Origin of the sequence: Isoptericola jiangsuensis (assembly GCF_002563715.1) — a bacterium.
GTDB lineage: Bacteria > Actinomycetota > Actinomycetes > Actinomycetales > Cellulomonadaceae > Isoptericola > Isoptericola jiangsuensis.
This window is the reverse complement of the sequence record NZ_PDJJ01000001.1, coordinates 3479097-3497119: the sequence shown is the minus strand read 5'-3', so window position 1 is coordinate 3497119 and position 18023 is coordinate 3479097. Positions and strand designations below refer to the sequence as shown.

Annotated in this window: 15 protein-coding genes; 9 read left to right on the top strand and 6 right to left on the bottom strand. The window is 76.5% G+C overall.

What is annotated here, in order from left to right; all coding sequences use genetic code 11:
- Window positions 1-13: 13 nt before the first annotated feature.
- The gene (locus tag ATJ88_RS15705; RefSeq protein ID WP_098464632.1) at window positions 14-457 is read left to right on the top strand and encodes an OsmC family peroxiredoxin; all 444 of its coding nucleotides are present in this window, start codon (window positions 14-16) and stop codon (window positions 455-457) included.
- A gap of 667 nt (window positions 458-1124) precedes the next feature.
- Here the strand turns inward: ATJ88_RS15705 and ATJ88_RS15700 are convergent.
- The gene (locus ATJ88_RS15700) at window positions 1125-2243 is read right to left on the bottom strand and encodes an NAD-dependent epimerase/dehydratase family protein (RefSeq protein WP_098464631.1); all 1119 of its coding nucleotides are present in this window, start codon (window positions 2241-2243) and stop codon (window positions 1125-1127) included.
- Window positions 2244-2452: 209 nt separating this feature from the next.
- Between ATJ88_RS15700 and ATJ88_RS15695 the strand changes: the two genes are divergently transcribed.
- Window positions 2453-5452 carry an FAD-binding and (Fe-S)-binding domain-containing protein gene (locus tag ATJ88_RS15695; protein WP_098465414.1) on the top strand — a complete coding sequence of 1000 codons (3000 nt, stop codon included), beginning with the start codon at window positions 2453-2455 and terminating at the stop codon, window positions 5450-5452.
- Window positions 5453-5503: 51 nt separating this feature from the next.
- Here ATJ88_RS15695 and ATJ88_RS15690 read toward each other — a convergent pair whose 3' ends face one another.
- Entirely contained in the window at window positions 5504-6136 is a 633-nt protein-coding gene (locus tag ATJ88_RS15690; RefSeq protein ID WP_098464630.1) for a TetR/AcrR family transcriptional regulator, read from the bottom strand.
- An 82-nt stretch (window positions 6137-6218) separates the two neighbouring features.
- Between ATJ88_RS15690 and ATJ88_RS15685 the strand changes: the two genes are divergently transcribed.
- The 3 genes from ATJ88_RS15685 to ATJ88_RS15675 all read left to right on the top strand — a co-directional run bounded on the left by ATJ88_RS15685 (window position 6219) and on the right by ATJ88_RS15675 (window position 9939).
- Window positions 6219-7127: an ATP-binding cassette domain-containing protein gene (locus ATJ88_RS15685; RefSeq protein ID WP_211287528.1), complete on the top strand. Its 909-nt coding sequence runs from the start codon at window positions 6219-6221 to the stop codon at window positions 7125-7127.
- Window positions 7124-9262 carry a YhgE/Pip domain-containing protein gene (locus ATJ88_RS19055; protein WP_098464629.1) on the top strand — a complete coding sequence of 713 codons (2139 nt, stop codon included), beginning with the start codon at window positions 7124-7126 and terminating at the stop codon, window positions 9260-9262. The genes ATJ88_RS15685 and ATJ88_RS19055 overlap by 4 nt, the downstream gene beginning before the upstream one ends.
- A 71-nt stretch (window positions 9263-9333) precedes the next feature.
- Window positions 9334-9939: a nitroreductase family protein gene (locus ATJ88_RS15675; protein ID WP_098464628.1), complete on the top strand. Its 606-nt coding sequence runs from the start codon at window positions 9334-9336 to the stop codon at window positions 9937-9939.
- A 34-nt stretch (window positions 9940-9973) separates the two neighbouring features.
- Here the strand turns inward: ATJ88_RS15675 and ATJ88_RS15670 are convergent, their stop codons facing one another.
- The gene (locus tag ATJ88_RS15670) at window positions 9974-10465 is read right to left on the bottom strand and encodes a MarR family winged helix-turn-helix transcriptional regulator (RefSeq protein WP_098464627.1); all 492 of its coding nucleotides are present in this window, start codon (window positions 10463-10465) and stop codon (window positions 9974-9976) included.
- Window positions 10466-10504: 39 nt separating this feature from the next.
- Between ATJ88_RS15670 and ATJ88_RS15665 the strand changes: the two genes are divergently transcribed.
- Complete coding sequence (locus tag ATJ88_RS15665) at window positions 10505-11440, top strand: DMT family transporter (protein ID WP_098464626.1); 936 nt, start codon at window positions 10505-10507, stop codon at window positions 11438-11440.
- Here ATJ88_RS15665 and pdxR read toward each other — a convergent pair.
- Window positions 11362-12849 carry a MocR-like pyridoxine biosynthesis transcription factor PdxR gene (gene pdxR / locus ATJ88_RS15660; protein ID WP_098464625.1) on the bottom strand — a complete coding sequence of 496 codons (1488 nt, stop codon included), beginning with the start codon at window positions 12847-12849 and terminating at the stop codon, window positions 11362-11364. The genes ATJ88_RS15665 and pdxR overlap by 79 nt on opposite strands.
- Before the next feature lie 78 nt (window positions 12850-12927).
- Between pdxR and ATJ88_RS15655 the strand changes: the two genes are divergently transcribed.
- On the top strand, window positions 12928-13911 hold the full coding sequence (locus ATJ88_RS15655) for an aldo/keto reductase (RefSeq protein ID WP_098465413.1): 984 nt from the start codon (window positions 12928-12930) through the stop codon (window positions 13909-13911).
- 71 nt (window positions 13912-13982) lie between these two features.
- Here the strand turns inward: ATJ88_RS15655 and cofC are convergent, their stop codons facing one another.
- On the bottom strand, window positions 13983-14705 hold the full coding sequence (gene cofC, locus ATJ88_RS15650; RefSeq protein WP_245852483.1) for a 2-phospho-L-lactate guanylyltransferase: 723 nt from the start codon (window positions 14703-14705) through the stop codon (window positions 13983-13985).
- Window positions 14702-15640, bottom strand: a complete 939-nt coding sequence (cofD, locus tag ATJ88_RS15645) for a 2-phospho-L-lactate transferase (RefSeq protein ID WP_245852481.1) — start codon at window positions 15638-15640, stop codon at window positions 14702-14704. The genes cofC and cofD overlap by 4 nt, the downstream gene beginning before the upstream one ends.
- 96 nt (window positions 15641-15736) lie before the next feature.
- On the opposite strand from cofD, the gene ATJ88_RS15640 reads away from it, so the two are divergent.
- Both ATJ88_RS15640 and ATJ88_RS15635 read left to right on the top strand, forming a co-directional pair.
- Window positions 15737-16057: an MTH1187 family thiamine-binding protein gene (locus ATJ88_RS15640; protein WP_098464624.1), complete on the top strand. Its 321-nt coding sequence runs from the start codon at window positions 15737-15739 to the stop codon at window positions 16055-16057.
- Window positions 16058-16220: 163 nt separating this feature from the next.
- Window positions 16221-18023 (top strand): restriction system modified-DNA reader domain-containing protein, encoded by a 1803-nt coding sequence (locus ATJ88_RS15635; protein WP_098464623.1) that lies wholly within the window; start codon window positions 16221-16223, stop codon window positions 18021-18023.

Below are 18023 nucleotides of genomic sequence, written 5' to 3'. Positions count from 1 at the left end.
GAAGGAGCACGTCATGCCCGTCCGTACCGCCCGCACCGCCTGGAACGGCACCCTCATGGAAGGCTCCGGCCAGCTCGAGCTCACCAGCTCCGGCACCGGCACCTTCGACGTGTCGTTCCCGCGCCGCGCCGCCGACGAGGCGGAGGGCGTCACCAGCCCGGAGGAGCTCATCGCCGCCGCGCACTCGTCGTGCTACGCCATGGCGTTCTCCGGCGAGCTCGGCAAGGTCGGTGGCACCCCCGAGCAGGTCGAGGTGACCGCCGACGTCACCCTCGGTGCCGACTCGTCCGGCGCCCCGCAGATCACCACCATCGCCCTCACCGTCCGCGGCTACGCCTCCGGTGTCGACGAGGCGGCGTTCCGCACCGCGGCCGACGCCGCGAAGGCCGGCTGCCCCGTGTCCAAGGCCCTCACCGGCGTCGGCGAGATCACGCTCGACGTCACCTGGGAGGGCTGAGCGCGACTCAGCGTTCCCGCGCGCGAGTCAGCGTTCGTCGCGCTCGCCGGGGGTCGCGCTCGACGGGTGTCGGGGTGGCCGGGCACGGTCGCGTTCACGGGCCCCAGGGGGCCCTCCACTTCGGGGTGGACGACCGTGCCCGGCCACCCCGACCCCCGGCTCCGTCGTCCCGTCCCGACGCGAGTCAGCGCAACCTCCCGCCACTCAGCGCAACCTCCCGCGACTCAGCGCAACTGCCCGCGAGTCAGCGCAAGGTTCCGCCACTCAGCGCAGGTCTCCGCGACCCAGCGCGATTCCGCGTGACTCAGCGCAGGTTGCCGCGACTCAGCGCAGCGTCGTGCCGTCGGCACGGCGCGACACGACGGGACGGCCCGCGAGCCGGCGACGACCACGTCGCTCACGAGGCCGGGTGCCCGGCGCGGCCCTGGACGTCCGGCGAGGCTTGAGCGCGCGGCCCAAGAACGATCGCCGAGGTCGTCGGACGCACGCGAGACGCCTGGTGAGGAAAGTCCGGGGTCGGGACGAGGCGCGCACGGTCGTCAGACCCGAAGTGGAGGGCCCCCTGGGGCCCGTGAACGCGACCGTGCGCGCCTCGTCCCGACACCGGACGACCCTGCGCTGACTCGCGTGGCCCTGCGCTGACTCGCGTGGCCCTGCGCTGACTCGGCTACCTGCCCTTCGTGGACAGCGGCGGGGTGTCGCCGGTGGTGCCGTCGAGGACGCCGTCGAGGACCTCGTTCAGCACGTCGGTCTGGGGGCGGGTCGGGGACCAGCGCAGGACGGTGCGGGCGCGGGTGGAGTCCATGACGACGTCGGCGGCGGCCATCTCCAGCCAGCCGGGGTCGATGGGCACGAGGCGGACCGCGGACGCGACCTTGAGGCCCGTGCGGGCGAGCGACAGCGGGACCGGGACGCGCCGGCCGTCGGCGAGCAGGTCGGCGAGGTCCTGGCCGGTGAGGGCACCGTCGGGTGCGAGGTTGAACGCGCCGCCGTGGCGGCCGACGACGGCGGTGCGCACGGCGCGGGCGGTGTCGTCGGGGTGCAGCACCTGGAGGCGGACGCCCTCGGGGAACGGCACGAGGGGGAAGCGGGGCTGCTCGGCGGGTTCGGGCTCGCCGTTCCAGCCGCGCAGGAGGCCCCCGACGGCGTGGCCGAGGGGTCCGGCGGCGACCTTCAGACCGATGCGGCCGACGGGGCCGAGGAAGTACCGGCCGATCTCGGCGCCGGCCTCACGCTGCAGCATGATGGCGGGGCGCATCCGGGTGACGGTGAGCCAGGGCTCCCGCTGCTCGACGTCGTCGAGGTGGGCCTCGACCTCGGCCTTGTCGCGGGCGTAGGGGGAGCCGGGGACGCCGTCGGTGGGCCACGACTCGTCGATGGCGTGCCCGTCGGCGGGGCCGGGGGAGTAGACGCCGGACGCGGACATGAAGATCAGGTGCGGGACGCGGTTGCGGACGACGGCGTCGGTGACGGCGCGGGCGCCGCCGACGTTGAGGTCGTGCAGCACGTCGGGCTTGCGGGCGGGCTGGATGGCCCACACGAGGTGGATGACGGCGTCGGCGCCGGCGAGGGCCTCGTCGAGGCGGGCGTCGCGGGTGTCGGGGTCGGCGAGGTCGGCGCGCACCCACTCGGGGGCGTCGAACGGCGGGGTGACGGTGCTGGTGCCGTCGGCGCGCGGCACGCGGCGGGCGACGCCGACGATCGACGTGACGGCGGGTTCGTCGACGAGCGCTCTCAGGATCGAGGTCCCGACGTTCCCGGTGGCTCCCACGACGACGACGCGCATGGGGCGACGCTATCGGCGCGTCCGGCGGGCCGCACGGGGAGCCCGCACGGCGGCGGGCGCGTCGGGGCCGCGACCTGGGAACTCGTCCCGATGGCGGACGGTGGGGGTGCCCCGACGGCGGGCGGTGGCAGAATCGGCCCGTGCCTGCCCAGTCGACGAACCCGGACGGACCCGCCACGACCCCCGACGCCACGCCGAGCCCGCAGGACGTGCAGGCGGCGGCGCTCGCGGCGCAGCAGGAGGCGGAGCGCGAGGCGCGCCGGGCGGCGGCCGACGCCCGTGAGGCGGTCGCGACGGCGCTGCGCACGGTGGTCGCCGGGGCGGTGGACACGACGACGCGCCGCCGGGCGGAGTACTCGACGGACGCGTCGAACTACCGGGTGGTGCCGGAGGTCGTGGTGTACCCGACGTCGCCGGACGACGTCGTGGCGGCCCTGGACGTGCTGCGGGAGCTGAGGGTGCCGGTGACGGCGCGCGGGGCGGGCACGTCGGTGGCGGGCAACTCGATCGGGCCGGGTGCGGTGCTGGACTTCTCGAAGCACCTGCACACGGTGCACGGGGTGGACGCCGAGGCGCGGACGGCCGTGGTGGACCCGGGGGTGGTGATGTCGTCGTTGCAGCGGGTCGCGGCGCCGCACGGGCTGCGGTTCGGGCCGGACCCGTCGACGCAGAACCGGGCGACGCTGGGCGGCATGATCGGCAACAACGCGTGCGGCCCGCACGCGGTGGCGTACGGCCGCACGGCGGACAACGTGGTGGCCCTCGACGTGGTGGACGGCCGGGGCCGCCGGTTCACGGCGGGCAGGGGGGACGCGTCGTTCGCGGCGGTACCGGGGCTGGCGGAGCTGGTGCGGGCGAACCTGGCGCTGATCCGCACGGAGTTCGGCCGGTTCGGCCGGCAGGTGTCGGGGTACTCGTTGGAGCACCTGCTGCCGGAGAACGGGTCGGACCTCGCGAAGATGCTGGTGGGCACCGAGGGCACGCTGGTGACGCTGCTGGGGGCGACGCTGGAGCTGGTGCCGGTGCCGAAGGCGCCGACGCTGGTCGTGCTGGGGTACGCGGACATGCCGTCGGCCGCGGACGACGTGCCGGTGCTGCTGCGCCACGACCCGTTGGCGATCGAGGGCCTGGACGCCCGCCTGGTGGACGTGGTGCGCCGGGCGAAGGGCGCGGACTCGGTGCCGGACCTGCCCGAGGGGGCGGGCTGGCTGATGATCGAGGTCGGCGGGACGTCGCCGGGCGAGGCGCGCGAGGTCGCGGAGATGATCGTGGGCGCGTCGTCGGCGCTGGGCGCGGCCATCTACCCGGCGGGCCCCGAGGCGACGAAGATGTGGCAGATCCGCGCGGACGGCGCGGGCCTGGCGGGCCGGACGCCGTCGGGCGAGCAGGCGTGGCCGGGCTGGGAGGACTCCGCGGTCCCGCCGGAGAGGCTGGGCGACTACCTGCGCGACCTGGACGCGCTGATGGCGCGGTACGGCGTGGACGGCCTGCCGTACGGGCACTTCGGGGACGGCTGCGTGCACCTGCGCATCGACATCCCGATGGAGACGTCGGGGTCGGTGCTGCGCACGTTCATGACGGACGCGGCGGAGCTGGTGGGCCGGTACGGCGGCTCGCTGTCGGGCGAGCACGGCGACGGCCGGGCGCGGTCCGAGCTGCTGCCGGTGATGTACTCGCCGGAGGCGATCGCGCTGATGGGTCAGGTCAAGGCGCTGTTCGACCCGGACGACGTCCTCAACCCGGGGGTCCTGGTGCGCCCGGCGGCGGTGGACGCGGACCTGCGGCGTCCGGCGGCGCACGCGGTGTCGTCGCGCCTGCCGGTGGGGGAGCGGGGCCTGGTCGGGTCGGGCACGCTGCGCGGTGTCGCGAAGAAGGCGGGCTACGCGGGGTTCAGCTTCGCGCACGACCACCACGACCTGACGACGGCGGTGCACCGGTGCGTCGGCGTCGGCAAGTGCCGCGCGGACAACCATGCCGCGGGCGGGTTCATGTGCCCGTCGTACCAGGCGACGAAGGACGAGAAGGACGTGACCCGCGGGCGGGCGCGCGTGCTCCAGGAGGCGGTGAACGGGACACTCGTGGGCGGTCTCGCGGCGCCGGAGGTGCGGGACTCGCTCGACCTGTGCCTGAGCTGCAAGGCGTGCTCGTCGGACTGCCCCGCCGGGGTGGACATGGCGCAGTACAAGTCGGAGGTGCTGCACCGCACGTACCGCGGGAAGCTGCGCCCGATGGACCACTACGCGCTCGGCTGGCTGCCCCGGTGGGCGCGGCTGGCCGGCCTGGCGCCGCGCACGCTGAACCGGGTGCTGTCGGTGGACTGGGTGCGCCGGGCGGTGCTGTGGGCGGGCGGCATGGACACGCGCCGCCAGATGCCGCAGTTCGCGGAGATGCCGTTCCGTCGCTGGTGGGGCCTGGGTTACGCGACGCAGGGCGTGCCGGGGATGGCGCACCGGCAGGAGCCGGGGACGCCGCCGGGCACGGGACGGCCGAAGGTCGTGCTGTGGACCGACTCGTTCAGCGACTCCCTCGCGCCGTCGGTGCCGAAGGCGGCGCTCAAGGTGCTCGACGCCGCGGGCTACGACGTGATCGTCCCGGACCGGCAGGCCTGCTGCGGCCTGACGTGGATCTCCACCGGGCAGCTCGACGGCGCACGCCGCCGGCTGGGCGACCTGCTGTCGGTGCTGGGCCCGTACGCGGTGAACGGCATCCCGATCCTCGGGCTGGAGCCGTCGTGCACGGCGGTGCTGCGCTCGGACCTGCAGGACCTGTTCCCCGACGACCCGCGCGCGGCCGCGGTGGGCCGCGCGACGCGCACCCTGGCGGAGCTCCTGACGGATCCGGCGACGGCTCCGGCGAAGGGTTCGGGCTGGACGGTGCCGGACCTCAGCGACGTGACCGCGGTGGTGCAGCCGCACTGCCACCAGCACTCGGTGATGGGCTTCCAGGCGGACCGTGCGCTGCTCGCGGGTGCGGGCGCGACGGTGACCGAGCTGGCGGGCTGCTGCGGTCTCGCGGGGAACTTCGGCATGCAGAAGGGCCACTACGAGACGTCGGTGGCGGTGGCGGAGAACGCGCTGCTGCCGGCGCTGCGGGCGCGGGGCGAGGACGAGGCGTACATCGCGGACGGGTTCTCGTGCCGTACGCAGGCGCTCCAGCTGGAGGGCGTCGAGGGCAAGGCGCTGGTGGAGGTCCTGGCCGAGCGGCTCTGACGCCGGGCTCCCCGGTCCGCGCGCCCGGCCGGCAGCCGGGGGCGGTCGGGCTCAGGGCCGCGTGGCGGTCCGGCGGGTGAGCTCGACGACGGCGCTGCGGGCGGGTTCGGGCAGCTCGGGGACGAGCACGACGAGACTGGACAGCAGCAGGCGTTCGAGCTCGTCGCGGCCGATGTCGCTGCCGGCGAGCCAGGCGGCGGTGAGGTTCTCGACGAGGGCGATCCAGCCGTCGGCGAGGAGCCGGAGGCGGTCGTTCGGGGTGAAGCCGAGGGTGTCGGCGGTGGCGACGAGCCGGGCGAGCAGGCGGCGTCGGACGGCCTGGAGGGCGTCGGCGGTGGCAGGGTCGTCGGCGAGGGTGCCGCGCCAGATGCCCTCCCAGACGTGCCGGTGGGCGGTGACGGAGTCGACGAAGCCGGTCATGGCGCGGGCGGGGCGTTCGGCGAGCGGGAGGTCGTCGGGTTCGAGCGCGGCGTCGAGGTGGGCCACGGCGTCGAGGGCGACGGCGCGCCGCAGCTTGGCGGTGGACCCGAAGTAGTGGAAGACGAGGGCCTTGGACGCCCCGGCGGCCTCGGCGACGAGGGCGGGGGTGAGGGTGTCGAGGCCGTGGGCCTCGGCCTGCGCGCACGCGACGGCGAGGAGCTGCCGGTGCCGTTCGGCGGGGTCCTGCCGCGTGTGCGAGGTCATGGTCCAGTTCTACCGCGCCTGTTGACCGCTGGTCAACAACAGGCGTAGCGTTGTTGATCGGGAGTCAACAAGGGGAGTCTTGATGCAGGTCGTGCTGGACCGCGTGACGGTCGACGGACGCCGCGAGCCCATGCTCGCCACCATGGACCTCGGCTGGTCCACCCGGGAGGCCGTGCTCGTCGCCGCCGAGCCCGGGCACGGCCACACCGCGCTCGCGCTGGTGGCCACCGGCCGGCTCGCCCCGTCGTCGGGCCGCGTCCTCGTCGACGGCGTCGAGGCCCGTCCCGCGGCCCTGCGCGCCGCCAGCGCCGTCGTCGACGTCCCCGGCGTCAACGAGCCCGACGACGCCCTCACCCTCGCCGACGTCGTCGCCGAGGGGCTCGCCCTCGCCGGGCGCCGCTCCCGCCCCCGCGACGTGCGGCAGTTCCTCGACGAGCGTGCCCTGTCCGGCGAGCGTGGCCGCCGCGTCGACCAGCTCCCCGCCCCCGTCCGCACCGCCGTCCTCGCGGGCCTCGCCACCGCCGACCCCGCCGTCCGGTTCGTCGTCCTCACCCTGCCCGACCGGCACGGCGGCGACCCCGCCGACTGGTGGGACCTCGCCCGCGGCCTCGCCGCCGACGGCCTCGGCGTCCTCGTCGAGTGCACCCGGTCCTCCGCGCGCGACCTCGGCGTCGACCTGCCGCCCGCCGTCGGCGACTCCCTCCACGAGCCGCCGCGCGTCGTCGCCCGCGCCGTCGCGCCGGCCGAGCCTGCGGCCCTCGCAACCGCGCCGGACGCCGACGCCGACGGCGACGGCGACGCCGAGGTCGGGGTCGAGCACGACTCGGACGCCGAGACCGACGTCGAGACCGACCCCGACGTCGAGACTGACATCGACCTCGATGCCGACGACCCGACCGAGCCGCCGGACGACCTGCGGCTCGACGACGTGCCCTCCGACGACGTGCCGTCCGACGAGCGTCTGACGTCACGTCCGGAGGGGACCCGATGAGCGCGCTGCTCACGCCGCTGCGCCTGGCGGCGTCGGAGGCACGCCGGCTGATGGCGGGCACGATGCCGAAGCTGGCGGTCCTCGCGATGGCGTTGATCCCGACGCTGTACGCGGGCCTGTACCTGTTCGCGAACCACGACCCGTACGGCCACCTCGACGAGGTGCCGGCGGCGCTGGTGGTGCTGGACGAGGGCACGACCACGACGGACTCGGTGACGGGCGCCGAGACGGAGCGGACGTTCGGCGAGGACGTCGCCGCGGACCTGCTGGACGACGGCGGGTTCGGCTGGGTGGAGACGTCCCAGCGGGACGCGGAGGCGGGCGTGCGGTCGGGTCGGTTCGACGCGGCGCTCGTCATCGGGCGCACGTTCTCGGCGGACCTGGTGTCGTCGGGGGAGTTCGAGCCGCGGCAGGCGTCGTTGACGCTGATCACGAACGACGCGAACAACTATCTGGCGGGCACGATCGCGGACACGATCGTCGGGCGGGTGCGGGACGCGGTGGCGCAGGAGGTGGGCACGGAGGCGGCGGACGAGTTCCTGCGGGGCTTCGCGTCGATCCACACGAACCTGGCGGACGCGGTGGACGGCGCGGACCGGCTGCTCGACGGTGCGCAGGAGCTGGCGGACGGCGCGCGGGAGGCCGACGACGGGGCGCACACCCTGGCGGACGGTGCGGGGCGGGTGGCGGACGGTGCGGCGACGCTGGACGCCCAGGTGGCGCCGCTCGGCGACGCGGTGACCCGGCTGGACGACGGCGCGCAGCAGCTCGACGACGGGCTGGGCACCCTCGAGGACGCGACGGCGTCCCTGCCGGCGAGGACCCGCGAGCTGGCGGACGGCGCGCAGCAGGTCGCCGACGGCGACGCCGAGGTGGCGGCCACCGGGAGGCAGGCGGCTGACGCGGCGCAGCAGGTCCTGCCCGCGCTGGACGGCGCGCGCGACGACGTGGACGCGGCGCTCGTCGACGGCCTGGACGCGCTGGTGGCCGACGGCACCCTGACCCGGGACCAGGCGGACGCCGTGGCGGCGGACGTCGCGGACCGGGTGACCCCGGCGCTGGACGAGCGGCGCGCGGAGGTCGCGGACGCCGTCGGGCAGGTGTCGGACGCGTCCGACCGGCTCGACACCCTGGCGGACGGGGCGCAGCGGGTGGCGGACGGCGCGGCGACCCTCGCCGCGGCGACGCCGGACCTGGCGGACGGGATCGCGTCGGCCGCGGACGGTGCGGGGCGGCTCGCGGACGGCACGGCGCAGCTCGCGGGGTCCACCCCGGCGCTGCTCGACGGCGTCGCGCGGCTCGCGGACGGCACCGCGCAGGTGGCCGACGGCGCGGGCGACCTCGCGGACGGCACGACCCGGCTCGCGGACGGCGCGGGGGACGTCGCCGACGGGACGGGCGAGCTGCGCGACGGGCTGGCCGAGGGGCTGGGGCAGGTGCCGGACGTCGACGACGACACGCGCACGGCGACGGCGGACACGCTCGGCAACCCGGTCGAGGTGCGGGACCAGGCGCTGACGTCGGCGGGGACGTACGGTGCGGGCCTCGCGCCGTTCTTCCTGTCGCTGGCCACGTGGATCGGCGCGTACGTGCTGTTCCTGCTCGTGCGGCCGTTGTCGTCGCGGGCGCTGGCCGCGGGGCGCTCGCCGATGGCGGCGGCGCTGGGCGGCTGGGTCGTGCCGGCGGTCGTGGGTGCGGTGCAGGTGACGGTGATGCTGGGCGTGACGACGTTCGCCCTGGACATCGCGCCGGCGTACGGGTTGGCGACGTGGCTGTTCCTCGCGCTGGTGTCGGTGACGTTCGTGGCGGTCCTGCAGGCGCTGAACGTGTGGCTGGGGGCCGCGGGGCAGTTCCTGGGCCTGGTGCTCATGCTGGTGCAGCTCGTCACGGCGGGCGGCACGTTCCCGTGGCAGACCATCCCGGAGCCGTTGCGGGCGCTGCACCACCTGCTGCCGATGTCGTACGCCGTGGAGGGGCTGCGCCAGCTCCTGTACGGCGGGAGCCTGGCCACGGCGCTGGGTGCGGCGGGCGTGCTCGCCGGGGTGCTGGTGGTGGCGCTGAGCGCCACGGCGGTGGCCGCGCGGCGGCAGCGGGTGTGGTCGGTGACGCGCCTCCAGCCCGAGCTCGTCCTCTGAGCGACCCTCGGGCGGGCCGTCGTGGCGCGGGTCGGTGCGCGGCCGGTGCGGGGGCGGGCATGCTGGTGCCCATGGAGTTCCGTGAGGTGGTCCGCCGTCGGCGGATGGTGCGTCGGTTCGGCCCGGACCCGGTGCCGCCGGAGGTCGTGGACCGGATGCTGGGGCATGCGGTGCGTGCCCCGAGCGCCGGGTTCACGCAGGGTTGGTCGTTCCTCGTGCTGGACACCCCGGCGGACCGGGAGCGGTTCTGGGCGGCGACCACCCCGGCGTCGTCGCCGCGGGACATGTCGGCGTGGCTGGACGGGATGCGCACCGCGCCCGTGCTGATCGTGGTGCTCGCGTCGAAGGCCGCCTACCTGGGGCGGTACGCGGAGCCGGACAAGGGGTGGACGGACGCCGAGGAGTCCCGCTGGCCGGTGCCGTACTGGCACGTCGACGCCGGGATGGCGTCCCTGCTGCTGCTCCAGACGGCCGTCGACGAGGGGCTGGGAGCCTGCTTCTTCGGCATCGGCCGCGGTGAGCGGCCGGCGTTCGCCGCGGAGTTCGGTGTGCCGCCCGCGTGGGAGCCGACGGGCGTGGTCGCCGTCGGGCACCCGGCGCCGGGCGGGCCGGCGGGCTCGCCGTCGCGGCGGCCGCGCAAGGCGCTGGACGAGGTTGTGCACCGCGGCTCGTGGTGAGCGGGGGGGTGGGGGCGGCCGGTGCCGGGTCGCGTCACTCGTAGGCGGTGAGCCAGCGGCGCAGGATGTCCGCCAGCGCGGCCTGGTCGGCGCCGGAGAGCTGGTCGACGAGGCGGCGCTCGTTGGCCATGTGCTCGGTGAACGCGGTGTCGATGACGCGCAGGCCCTCGGGCGTGAGCGCGACGACGCGGCGCCGGCCGTCGTCCTCGGCCCGGCGGCGCTCGACGAGCCCGGCCGCGACGAGCCGGTCGAGGCGCTTGGTGACGGCGCCGGTGGTGACCATGGTGTGCTGCGCGATCTCGCCGGGCGCCCGTTCGTAGGGGGCGCCGGCGCGGCGCAGGGTGGCCAGGACGTCGAACTCGCCGAACCCGAGGCCGTGGCGGGCGTAGACGACGGCGAGCTCGTCGTCGAGGTGGGCGGCGAGGCGGTGCAGGCGGCCGATGATGCCCTGCGGGGCGACGTCGAGGTCGGGGCGTTCGCGGCGCCAGGCGTCCTGGATGCGGGCGACGTGGTCGGGCTCGTCCATCCCCGGAATATAACTTCCGCGGAAGCGATTATCGCTTCCATGGAAGCGAACTGGAAGTGGGTGGCCGTCACCGCGGTCGCCCCGATCGCCTGGGGATCCACCTACGTCGTCACCCGGCAGCTCCTGCCGCCCGACCAGCCCCTGTGGGGCGCCGCGCTCCGCGCCCTGCCCGCCGGGCTCCTGCTGCTCGCCGTCGCCCGCCGCCTCCCGCGTCGCGACTGGTGGTGGCGCTCCCTCGTGCTCGGCACGCTCAACGTCGGGGCGTTCTTCGTCCTCGTCTACGTCGCCGCGACGCTGCTGCCGTCGTCCGTCGCCTCGACCGTCATGGCGGCCTCCGCCCTCGTGCTGCTCCTGCTCGCCTGGCCCCTGCTCGGCGAGCGACCCACCCGGTGGGGAGCCGCCGGGGCCGTCGTCGGCATGGCGGGCGTCGTCGTTCTCGTCGCCGACGGCGGCGCGGACGTCCCGCTCGTCGGCGTCCTCGCGTCCGTCGCCGCCATGCTCATGTCCTCCGTCGGCTTCGTCCTCACCAAGCGGTGGGCCCCCGCGGAGCCCATGGTCGCGGTCACCGCCTGGCAGCTCACCGCCGGCGGACTGCTCCTGCTGCCCGTGGCGCTCGTCGTCGAGGGCGGCCCGCCCCCGGTCGACGGCGCCGCGATCGGCGGGTTCGCGTACGTCGCCGTCGTCGCGACCGCGGTCGCGTTCCTCGCCTGGTTCAGCGGCCTGCGCCGCCTGCCCGCCGGCACCGTCGGACTCGTCGGGCTGCTCAACCCCGTCACCGGCGTCGTCCTCGGCACCCTCCTCGTGGGGGAGGCCTTCGGTCCGCGGCAGGCCGTCGGGGCCGCGCTCGTGCTCGGTGGCGTCCTGCTCGGGCAGCGCACGGGCGGACGCCGGCGGCGTCAGGCCCCCGCCGGGCCGGCGCACGCCGCCAGCCGCGCGACCGCCGCGGCCAGCCGGGCGTCCGCCAGGTTGCCGTAGCCCAGCACCAGCGCCCGCGACGTCGCCGCCGGACGGCACTGGTAGCGCCGCAGGTCGACCAGCCCGACGTCGAGCCGTGCCGCCGCCCGCACCACCTCCGCGGCGTCCGGCGCGCTCGCCGGCAGGTGGGCGAGCACGTGCAGGCCCGCCGCCAGGCCCGTCAGCCGCACCTGCGGCAGCACCTCGTCCAGCGCGGCGGCCAGGGCGTCGTGGCGGCGCCGGTACCGGCCGCGGGCCGCGCGCAGGTGCCGGTCGTAGCCGCCGCCCGCGACGAGGCGCGCGAACGTGAGCTGGTCGAGCACCGACGGTCCGCCGCCGGGGACGTCGGCGAACGCCGCCCGCCACGCCACCGGCAGCACCACCCACCCGACCCCGACGGCCGGGCTGAGGGTCTTGCTCACCGAGCCCACCAGCACCACCCGCTCCGGGTCGAGGCGCTGCAACGCCGCCACGGGGCGACGGTCGTAGCGGAACTCCGCGTCGTAGTCGTCCTCCACCACCAGGCCGTCCACCGACCGCGCCCAGGCGAGCACCTGCTCGCGCCGCTCGCCGCTCAGCGGCACCCCCGTGGGGAACTGGTGCGCCGGGGTGAGCAGCGCGACCCGCGCCCCGGTCCGCGCCGACGCCGCCACGAGCGCGTCGACGTCCACCCCGCCGGCGTCCACCGGCACCGGGACGGGTTCCAGCCCGGCGCGGCGCGCGACGTCCCGCAGCACCGGCCACGACGGGTCCTCCACCAGCAGGTGCCGGTGCCCGGCCGCGTGCAGTGCCGCGGCGAGCCGGGCCGTCGCATCGGTCGCGCCACGCGTCAGCACGACGGCGGTGTCCGGCGCGTCGACCAGCCGCGCGCGGCGCAGGTGCGCCGCCACGGTCGTACGGGCGGCGGGGTGCCCGGCCGCCGGGGCGCCCGCGAGGTCGTCGTTGGACGCGGCGGCCAGCGCCTCCCGCGTGGCGCGCACCCACGCGTCGCGGGGGACGTGCCGCAGGTCGGGGACGCCGGGCCGCAGGTCGTGGCCGGGACGGGGTGCGGTCGGCGGCAGGGTGCCCGACGGCGCCGTCGCGCCGGGCACCGCGCCCGGACGCGCCGCCGACCTCGTGGCCGGACGGCGACGGGGAGCGACCGGGCGGGCCGACGACGGCACCCGCGTGCCGGACCCGACGCGCGCCTCCAGCACGCCCTCCGCCACGAGCCGCCCGTACGTCTCGGTGACCGCCCACCGCGAGACCCCCAGCGACTCGGCGAGGCGTCGGCTCGCGGGCAGCGCCGCCCCGGCGGGCAGCCGCCCGGTGGACACCGCGTCGCGGAGGGCGTGCTCCAGCCGCTCGACCAGCGGTCCGTCGTCGGCCTCCAGGTCGAGCAGGGTCTCCCACGCCAGGTCGACCCGCGAATCGGTCTGGTCCGGTGCCATGCCAATGGACCGTACACCCGGACCGATCCGTCCGTAGCGTCATCGGTGCCGCACGAACCCCCACGTCAGGAGCACATGATGCGCTACACCACCCTCGGCGACGGCGACCGCGCCTTCGACGTCTCCACCCTCGCCCTCGGCACGATGAACCTCGGGACCCTCGTCGACGAGGAGACGTCGTTCGCGATCCTCGACCGCTACCTCGCCGCCGGCGGCACCTTCCTCGACACCGCCAACAACTACAGCCTCTGGGCCGGCGGGCACGGCCGCGACAGCGAGGACCTGCTCGGCCGCTGGCTCGCCTCCCGCGGCGCCCGCGACGAGGTCCGCATCGCCACCAAGCTCGGCGCCGCGCAGAAGGACCGCAGCAAGCCGCTGTCCAACACCCCGCCCACGAACTTCCAGGGCCTCGGCGCCGACGTCGTCGCCCGGGAGGCGCACGAGAGCCTGCGCCACCTCGGCATCGAGAAGATCGACCTGCTGTACGGGCACGTCGACGACCACGACACCCCGCTCGCCGAGACCGTCGGCGCGTTCGGCAAGCTCCAGGCCGAGGGCGTCGTCGGGCTCACCGGCATCTCCAACGTCGCCACGTGGCGCGTCGTCGAGGCCCGCGCCGAGGCCGAGCGGCAGGGCGTGCCCGGCTATTCCGTCGTCCAGGAGAACTTCTCGTACATCTACCCGCCGCCCGTCCCCGCCCGCCAGGACTGGGCGAACGCCGACCTCCTCGACTACGCCGCCTCCACCGGCGTCGAGGGCCGCCCCCGGCTGTCCGTCGTGGCCTACTCGCCCGTGCACCAGGGCGCGTTCGCCCGCGACGACAAGCCGCTCTACGGCGGCGCCGACCGCGCGGGCAACCGCGCCCGCATCGCCGAGCTCCGCCAGGTCGCCCACGAGCTCGGCGCCACGCCGTCGCAGGTCGCCGTCGCCTGGCTGCTGGGCGGCGCGTGGCCGGTGATCCCGCTCGTCGGGCCGAGCTCGGTCGCGCAGCTCGACGAGCTGCTCGACGCCGCCGAGCTCGACCTCCCCGCGGACGTGCGCGAGCGGCTCGACGCCGCCTGACGAGTCCGTCGGGCCCGCACCCCCACCCGGCGGGAAGGGTGCGGGCCCGGGGGCCCGCGACCGCCGGCTGCTCAGGCGGGCCCGGGCCCGACGACGTCGCGCAGCCACCGTCGGGCGCCGGTCGGGAGGTCGTCCCAGTCGGCCAGGGTGTCGAGGTCCAGGGCCGTCCCCGGCCGGTCCACCACCGCGCACGTCAGACCCGATGCCGCGGCCTCCTGCTCGTGCGCGGCCCGGGACCCGGCACCGAACCGGAACCCGAACGGGCGAGCCGCGTCGCCGGACGACCCGAGCGGGACGGCCAGCAGGTTCGTCCCCGTGCCGTGCCGGTCGGTGGCGACCACCACGTCGCCCGGCCCGGCCAGCACGGCCGCCACGTCGTCCCCGGTGAGCAGCGGCAGGTCGGCGTGCACCACGAGGAGACGACCGGGCCCGACGGCGCGCACCGCCGTCCGCGCGTGCTCGAGGGCGACGTTCAGCCCCGGTCGCCCGGCCGGCTCGCGGATCACGTCGGTGCCTCCGACCCGGGCCGGAGGCACCGACCGCTTGTCCGGGCCCGGCCCGCCGGTCCCGTGCCCGGACGGGTCCAGCACCTCCGCCACGAACCCCGGGTCCGCCGTCACGACGACCACCCGGTCCACCGCCGCGCACCCGTCCAGCACCCCCAGGACGTGCCGGGCCAGCGCGACGACCAGGCGCCGTCGGGCACCCGGGTCGAGCGCCGCCGCCAGCCGCGACTTCCCGCTCACCCCGTCGCGCACCGGCACGACGGCGACCACCGGCGCCTGCGCCGTCACGGTGCCGACGCGAGCCCGAGCAGCTCGCGGGCCAGGCGCTCGCGGCCCGCCGGGCCGCCCATGATCGTGTCCGTCACGACGACGTCGAACCCGAGGTCCGTGATCGGCCCGGCCAGCGCGGCGTCGGCGTCGTCGATCACCATGACGTCCACCAGCCCGGCGTAGAGGCGGGCGACACCGAGCGCGGAGACGTCGTGGCCGAGCGTCTCCAGGATCTGCGCGGCCGGTCCCTTCACCGCGCGCCCGCCCACGATGGGGCTGACGGCGACGCGTCGCGCCCGGGTGGACCGGACGGCGTCGCGGACGCCCGGCGTCGCCAGCACCGGTTCGACCGACAGGAACGGGTTCGACGGCGCCACGACGAGCAGGTCCGTGCCCGTCACGGCGTCGAGCACCCCGGGTGCGGGCCGGGCCGCGTCCACCCCGTCGAACGTCAGTCCGAGCACCGCGTCGGCGTGCTGCCGTCGCACGAAGTACTCCTGGAAGGCGAGCGTGCCCGACGGTGTCCGCACGAGCGTGCGCACCGGGTCGTCGGTGACGGGCAGCAGCCGGGCAGCCACCCCGAGCGCCGCCGCCAGGGACGCCGTGACCTCGCTCAGCGGCACGCCCTCGCGCAGCCGGGCGGTGCGCACCACGTGCGTCGCCAGGTCCTTGTCGCCGAGGGTGAACCACGTGTCCTCGCCGAGCCGCGCGAGCCGGTCCAGCACCGCGTACGACTCGCCGGTCAGCCCCCAGCCGCGCTCCTCGTCGTTGAGGCCCGCCAGCGTGTACATCACCGTGTCGAGGTCGGGGGAGACGTGCAGGCCGTGCCGCACCGTGTCGTCCCCGACGTTCACCACGCACGTCGGGGCCGCGCCGGGCTGCGCGAGCGCGAACCCGTGCGCGAGTCGGGCGCCGCCGACGCCACCGGCCAGGACCGTCACCGAGATGCTCACCCGACGAGCCTAAGCGTCGCCGGCGCCCTCCCGGAGCCGCGCGGGCGCGCACGACCCGGCCTGTGCGGGGACCGTCCGACGGGGCAGGATGGGCCCATGGCCGTCTTCGCGTTCTCCGTCGCCCCGCTCGGTGCGGGCGAGTCCGTCACCCAGCAGGTCGCCGAGGCCGTGCGCATCGTCCGTGAGTCGGGGCTGCCGAACCGCACCACGTCGATGTTCACGGAGATCGAGGGGGAGTGGGACGAGGTGATGCCCGTGATCCAGCGGGCCACCGAGGCCGTCGTCGCCGGCGGGAACCGCGTCTCGCTCGTCCTCAAGGCGGACATCCGGCCGGGCCGCACCGGCCAGCTGGAGGCCAAGGTGCAGCGGGTCGAGGAGGCCCTCGCGGCCGACGAGGAGGAGTCCGGACACGCGTGACGCGCCCGGCGCGTCGGACGTGTCCGGACTGCGTGTCTCGCCCGTCGTGTCCGTGACCCGGGCCACGGACCTGGGGTGTTGCAGATCACCGGGAACCCGGCCGTAGGCTATGTCGAATCGCGGCCATGCGGGCCGTGTGCTTTCCCCGGGGAGATCCACCGCCATGCCACTGTTCGAGGTCGACGCCAACCGGCCCCTCCTCGTCCAGTCCGGGCAGCAGGCGGGTGCCGAACCGGGCCTGGCGACCACCGCGCACCGCGTGGTCGACTCGCACATCGACGGCCTCCTCGGCGAGCAGATCTTCCCCGTCGCGCAGGGCGTGGGTCCCGACGAGCCGCACCTGCTCGCGCTCGACGCGACCGGCTCGCCCGTCGTCGTGGAGCTCGTCGCCGAGCTCGACCGCGCGGCCCTGACGCGCGCCCTCGACCACGCCGGCTGGGCCGGTCGTCTCACGCGCGGCGAGCTCGCCTCGCGATACCACGGCGGCCCCAACGCGTTCCAGCGCGACATCGCCGCGTTCTACGACTCGGTGCCCATCACCCGCTCCCAGCCGGGCCGGTCCAGCGCCCGCCTCATCGTCATCTGCCAGGAGGCGGGCGAGGAGATCCTCAACGCCGTCGACTTCCTGCGGCAGCCGACGATGCCGGTCGAGGTGCTGAAGATGGGTGTCATGCACACGCAGGACGGGCGCCGGTTCGTCGACGTCTCGCCCCTGGTGATCCACCCGGCCTCGGGTGCGACGTCGCCGCAGCTCTCCGGTGCCGCCCCCGCGTCGTCGCGCGCCGCCGACGACGGCACGTTCGCCGACGGCGTCAAGGTGGGGCTCGCGCTGACGGGCCGCCAGCCGGTCGTGCAGGCTCCGCGGACCGCGGCCGGGTCCGGGACGGCGGCGCAGCCCGCGGTCGCGCGACCGGCGTCCGCCCGTCCGGCGGAGACGCCGGCCCCCGCCGTCGAGCGTCGCGCCGCGTCCCGGGCGACCGCCCCCGCGCCGGAGCGCCCCACCGAGCGTCCCGCCGAGCGGCCGGCGCCCCGCAGCCGGGCCGCCCGTCGCGAGCAGTCCGGACCCCGCAGCCTCTCGCTGCCGGAGGTGCCCCCCGCGCCGCCGGCGCCCGCGCTCACCCCGGTCCCGCCGCCCCCGCCGGTGCCGGCCAGGCCGGAGCCCCCGCGCCGCCGGTCCCGCGCCGACCGCTTCCGGCCCGGGGCCCCCGCGCCGGAGGTCACACCGGAGCTGGCCGCGTTCACCGCGGCGTCCGCCGGGTCCGCGGAGGACCTCGACCTCGCCGAGCTGGCCCGCCGCACCACGTCCCCGGCCAGCGCCGACACGGCCACGCTGGGCGACGACTTCGCGCGTGCCGCCGCCCCGACGTTCCGCCGGTCGGTGCCGCGCAGCGAGCCCGCGCCGTGGGACCCGCCGGCCCCGCGTGCCGCCGAGCCCGCACCGTGGGAGCCGCCGGCGCGACGGTCGGAGCCCGCGCCCTGGGACCCGCCCGCGTCGCGGGCCGCCGACCCGCTGGACACGTCGGTGCCGCTGTCGGCGGTCGAGGACCGCCCGTGGTCCCCGTCGACGCCGGAACGCTGGACGAGCGCGTCGGACGACCTGCCGCGGCTCGAGGTGCCCCCGCTGGAGGCGCCGTCGTACACCCCGCCGCCGGACCGCGACCTCTACGACGCCTCGGCCGCGTCGGCACCCGAGGTCGACGAGGTGGACGGGGACCTCATCGCGCTGGCGAGCATGCTCGGCCACCCCACGCGGCTGGTCTGGGAGCGGCCGCGTCGCCGTCAGCGGTTCGACGCGGTGCTGCACCCCGACGGCGTCATCGAGCTGCCCGACGGCTCGGTGTTCCGGCACCCCGACCGGGCGGCGACGGCCGCGAGCGGCGCGCCGACGGACGACGGCTGGAACGTGTGGCGGCTGGAGCCGGAGGGGCTGTCCCTCCTGGAGGCCTACCGGGCGCGCTTCGCCTGA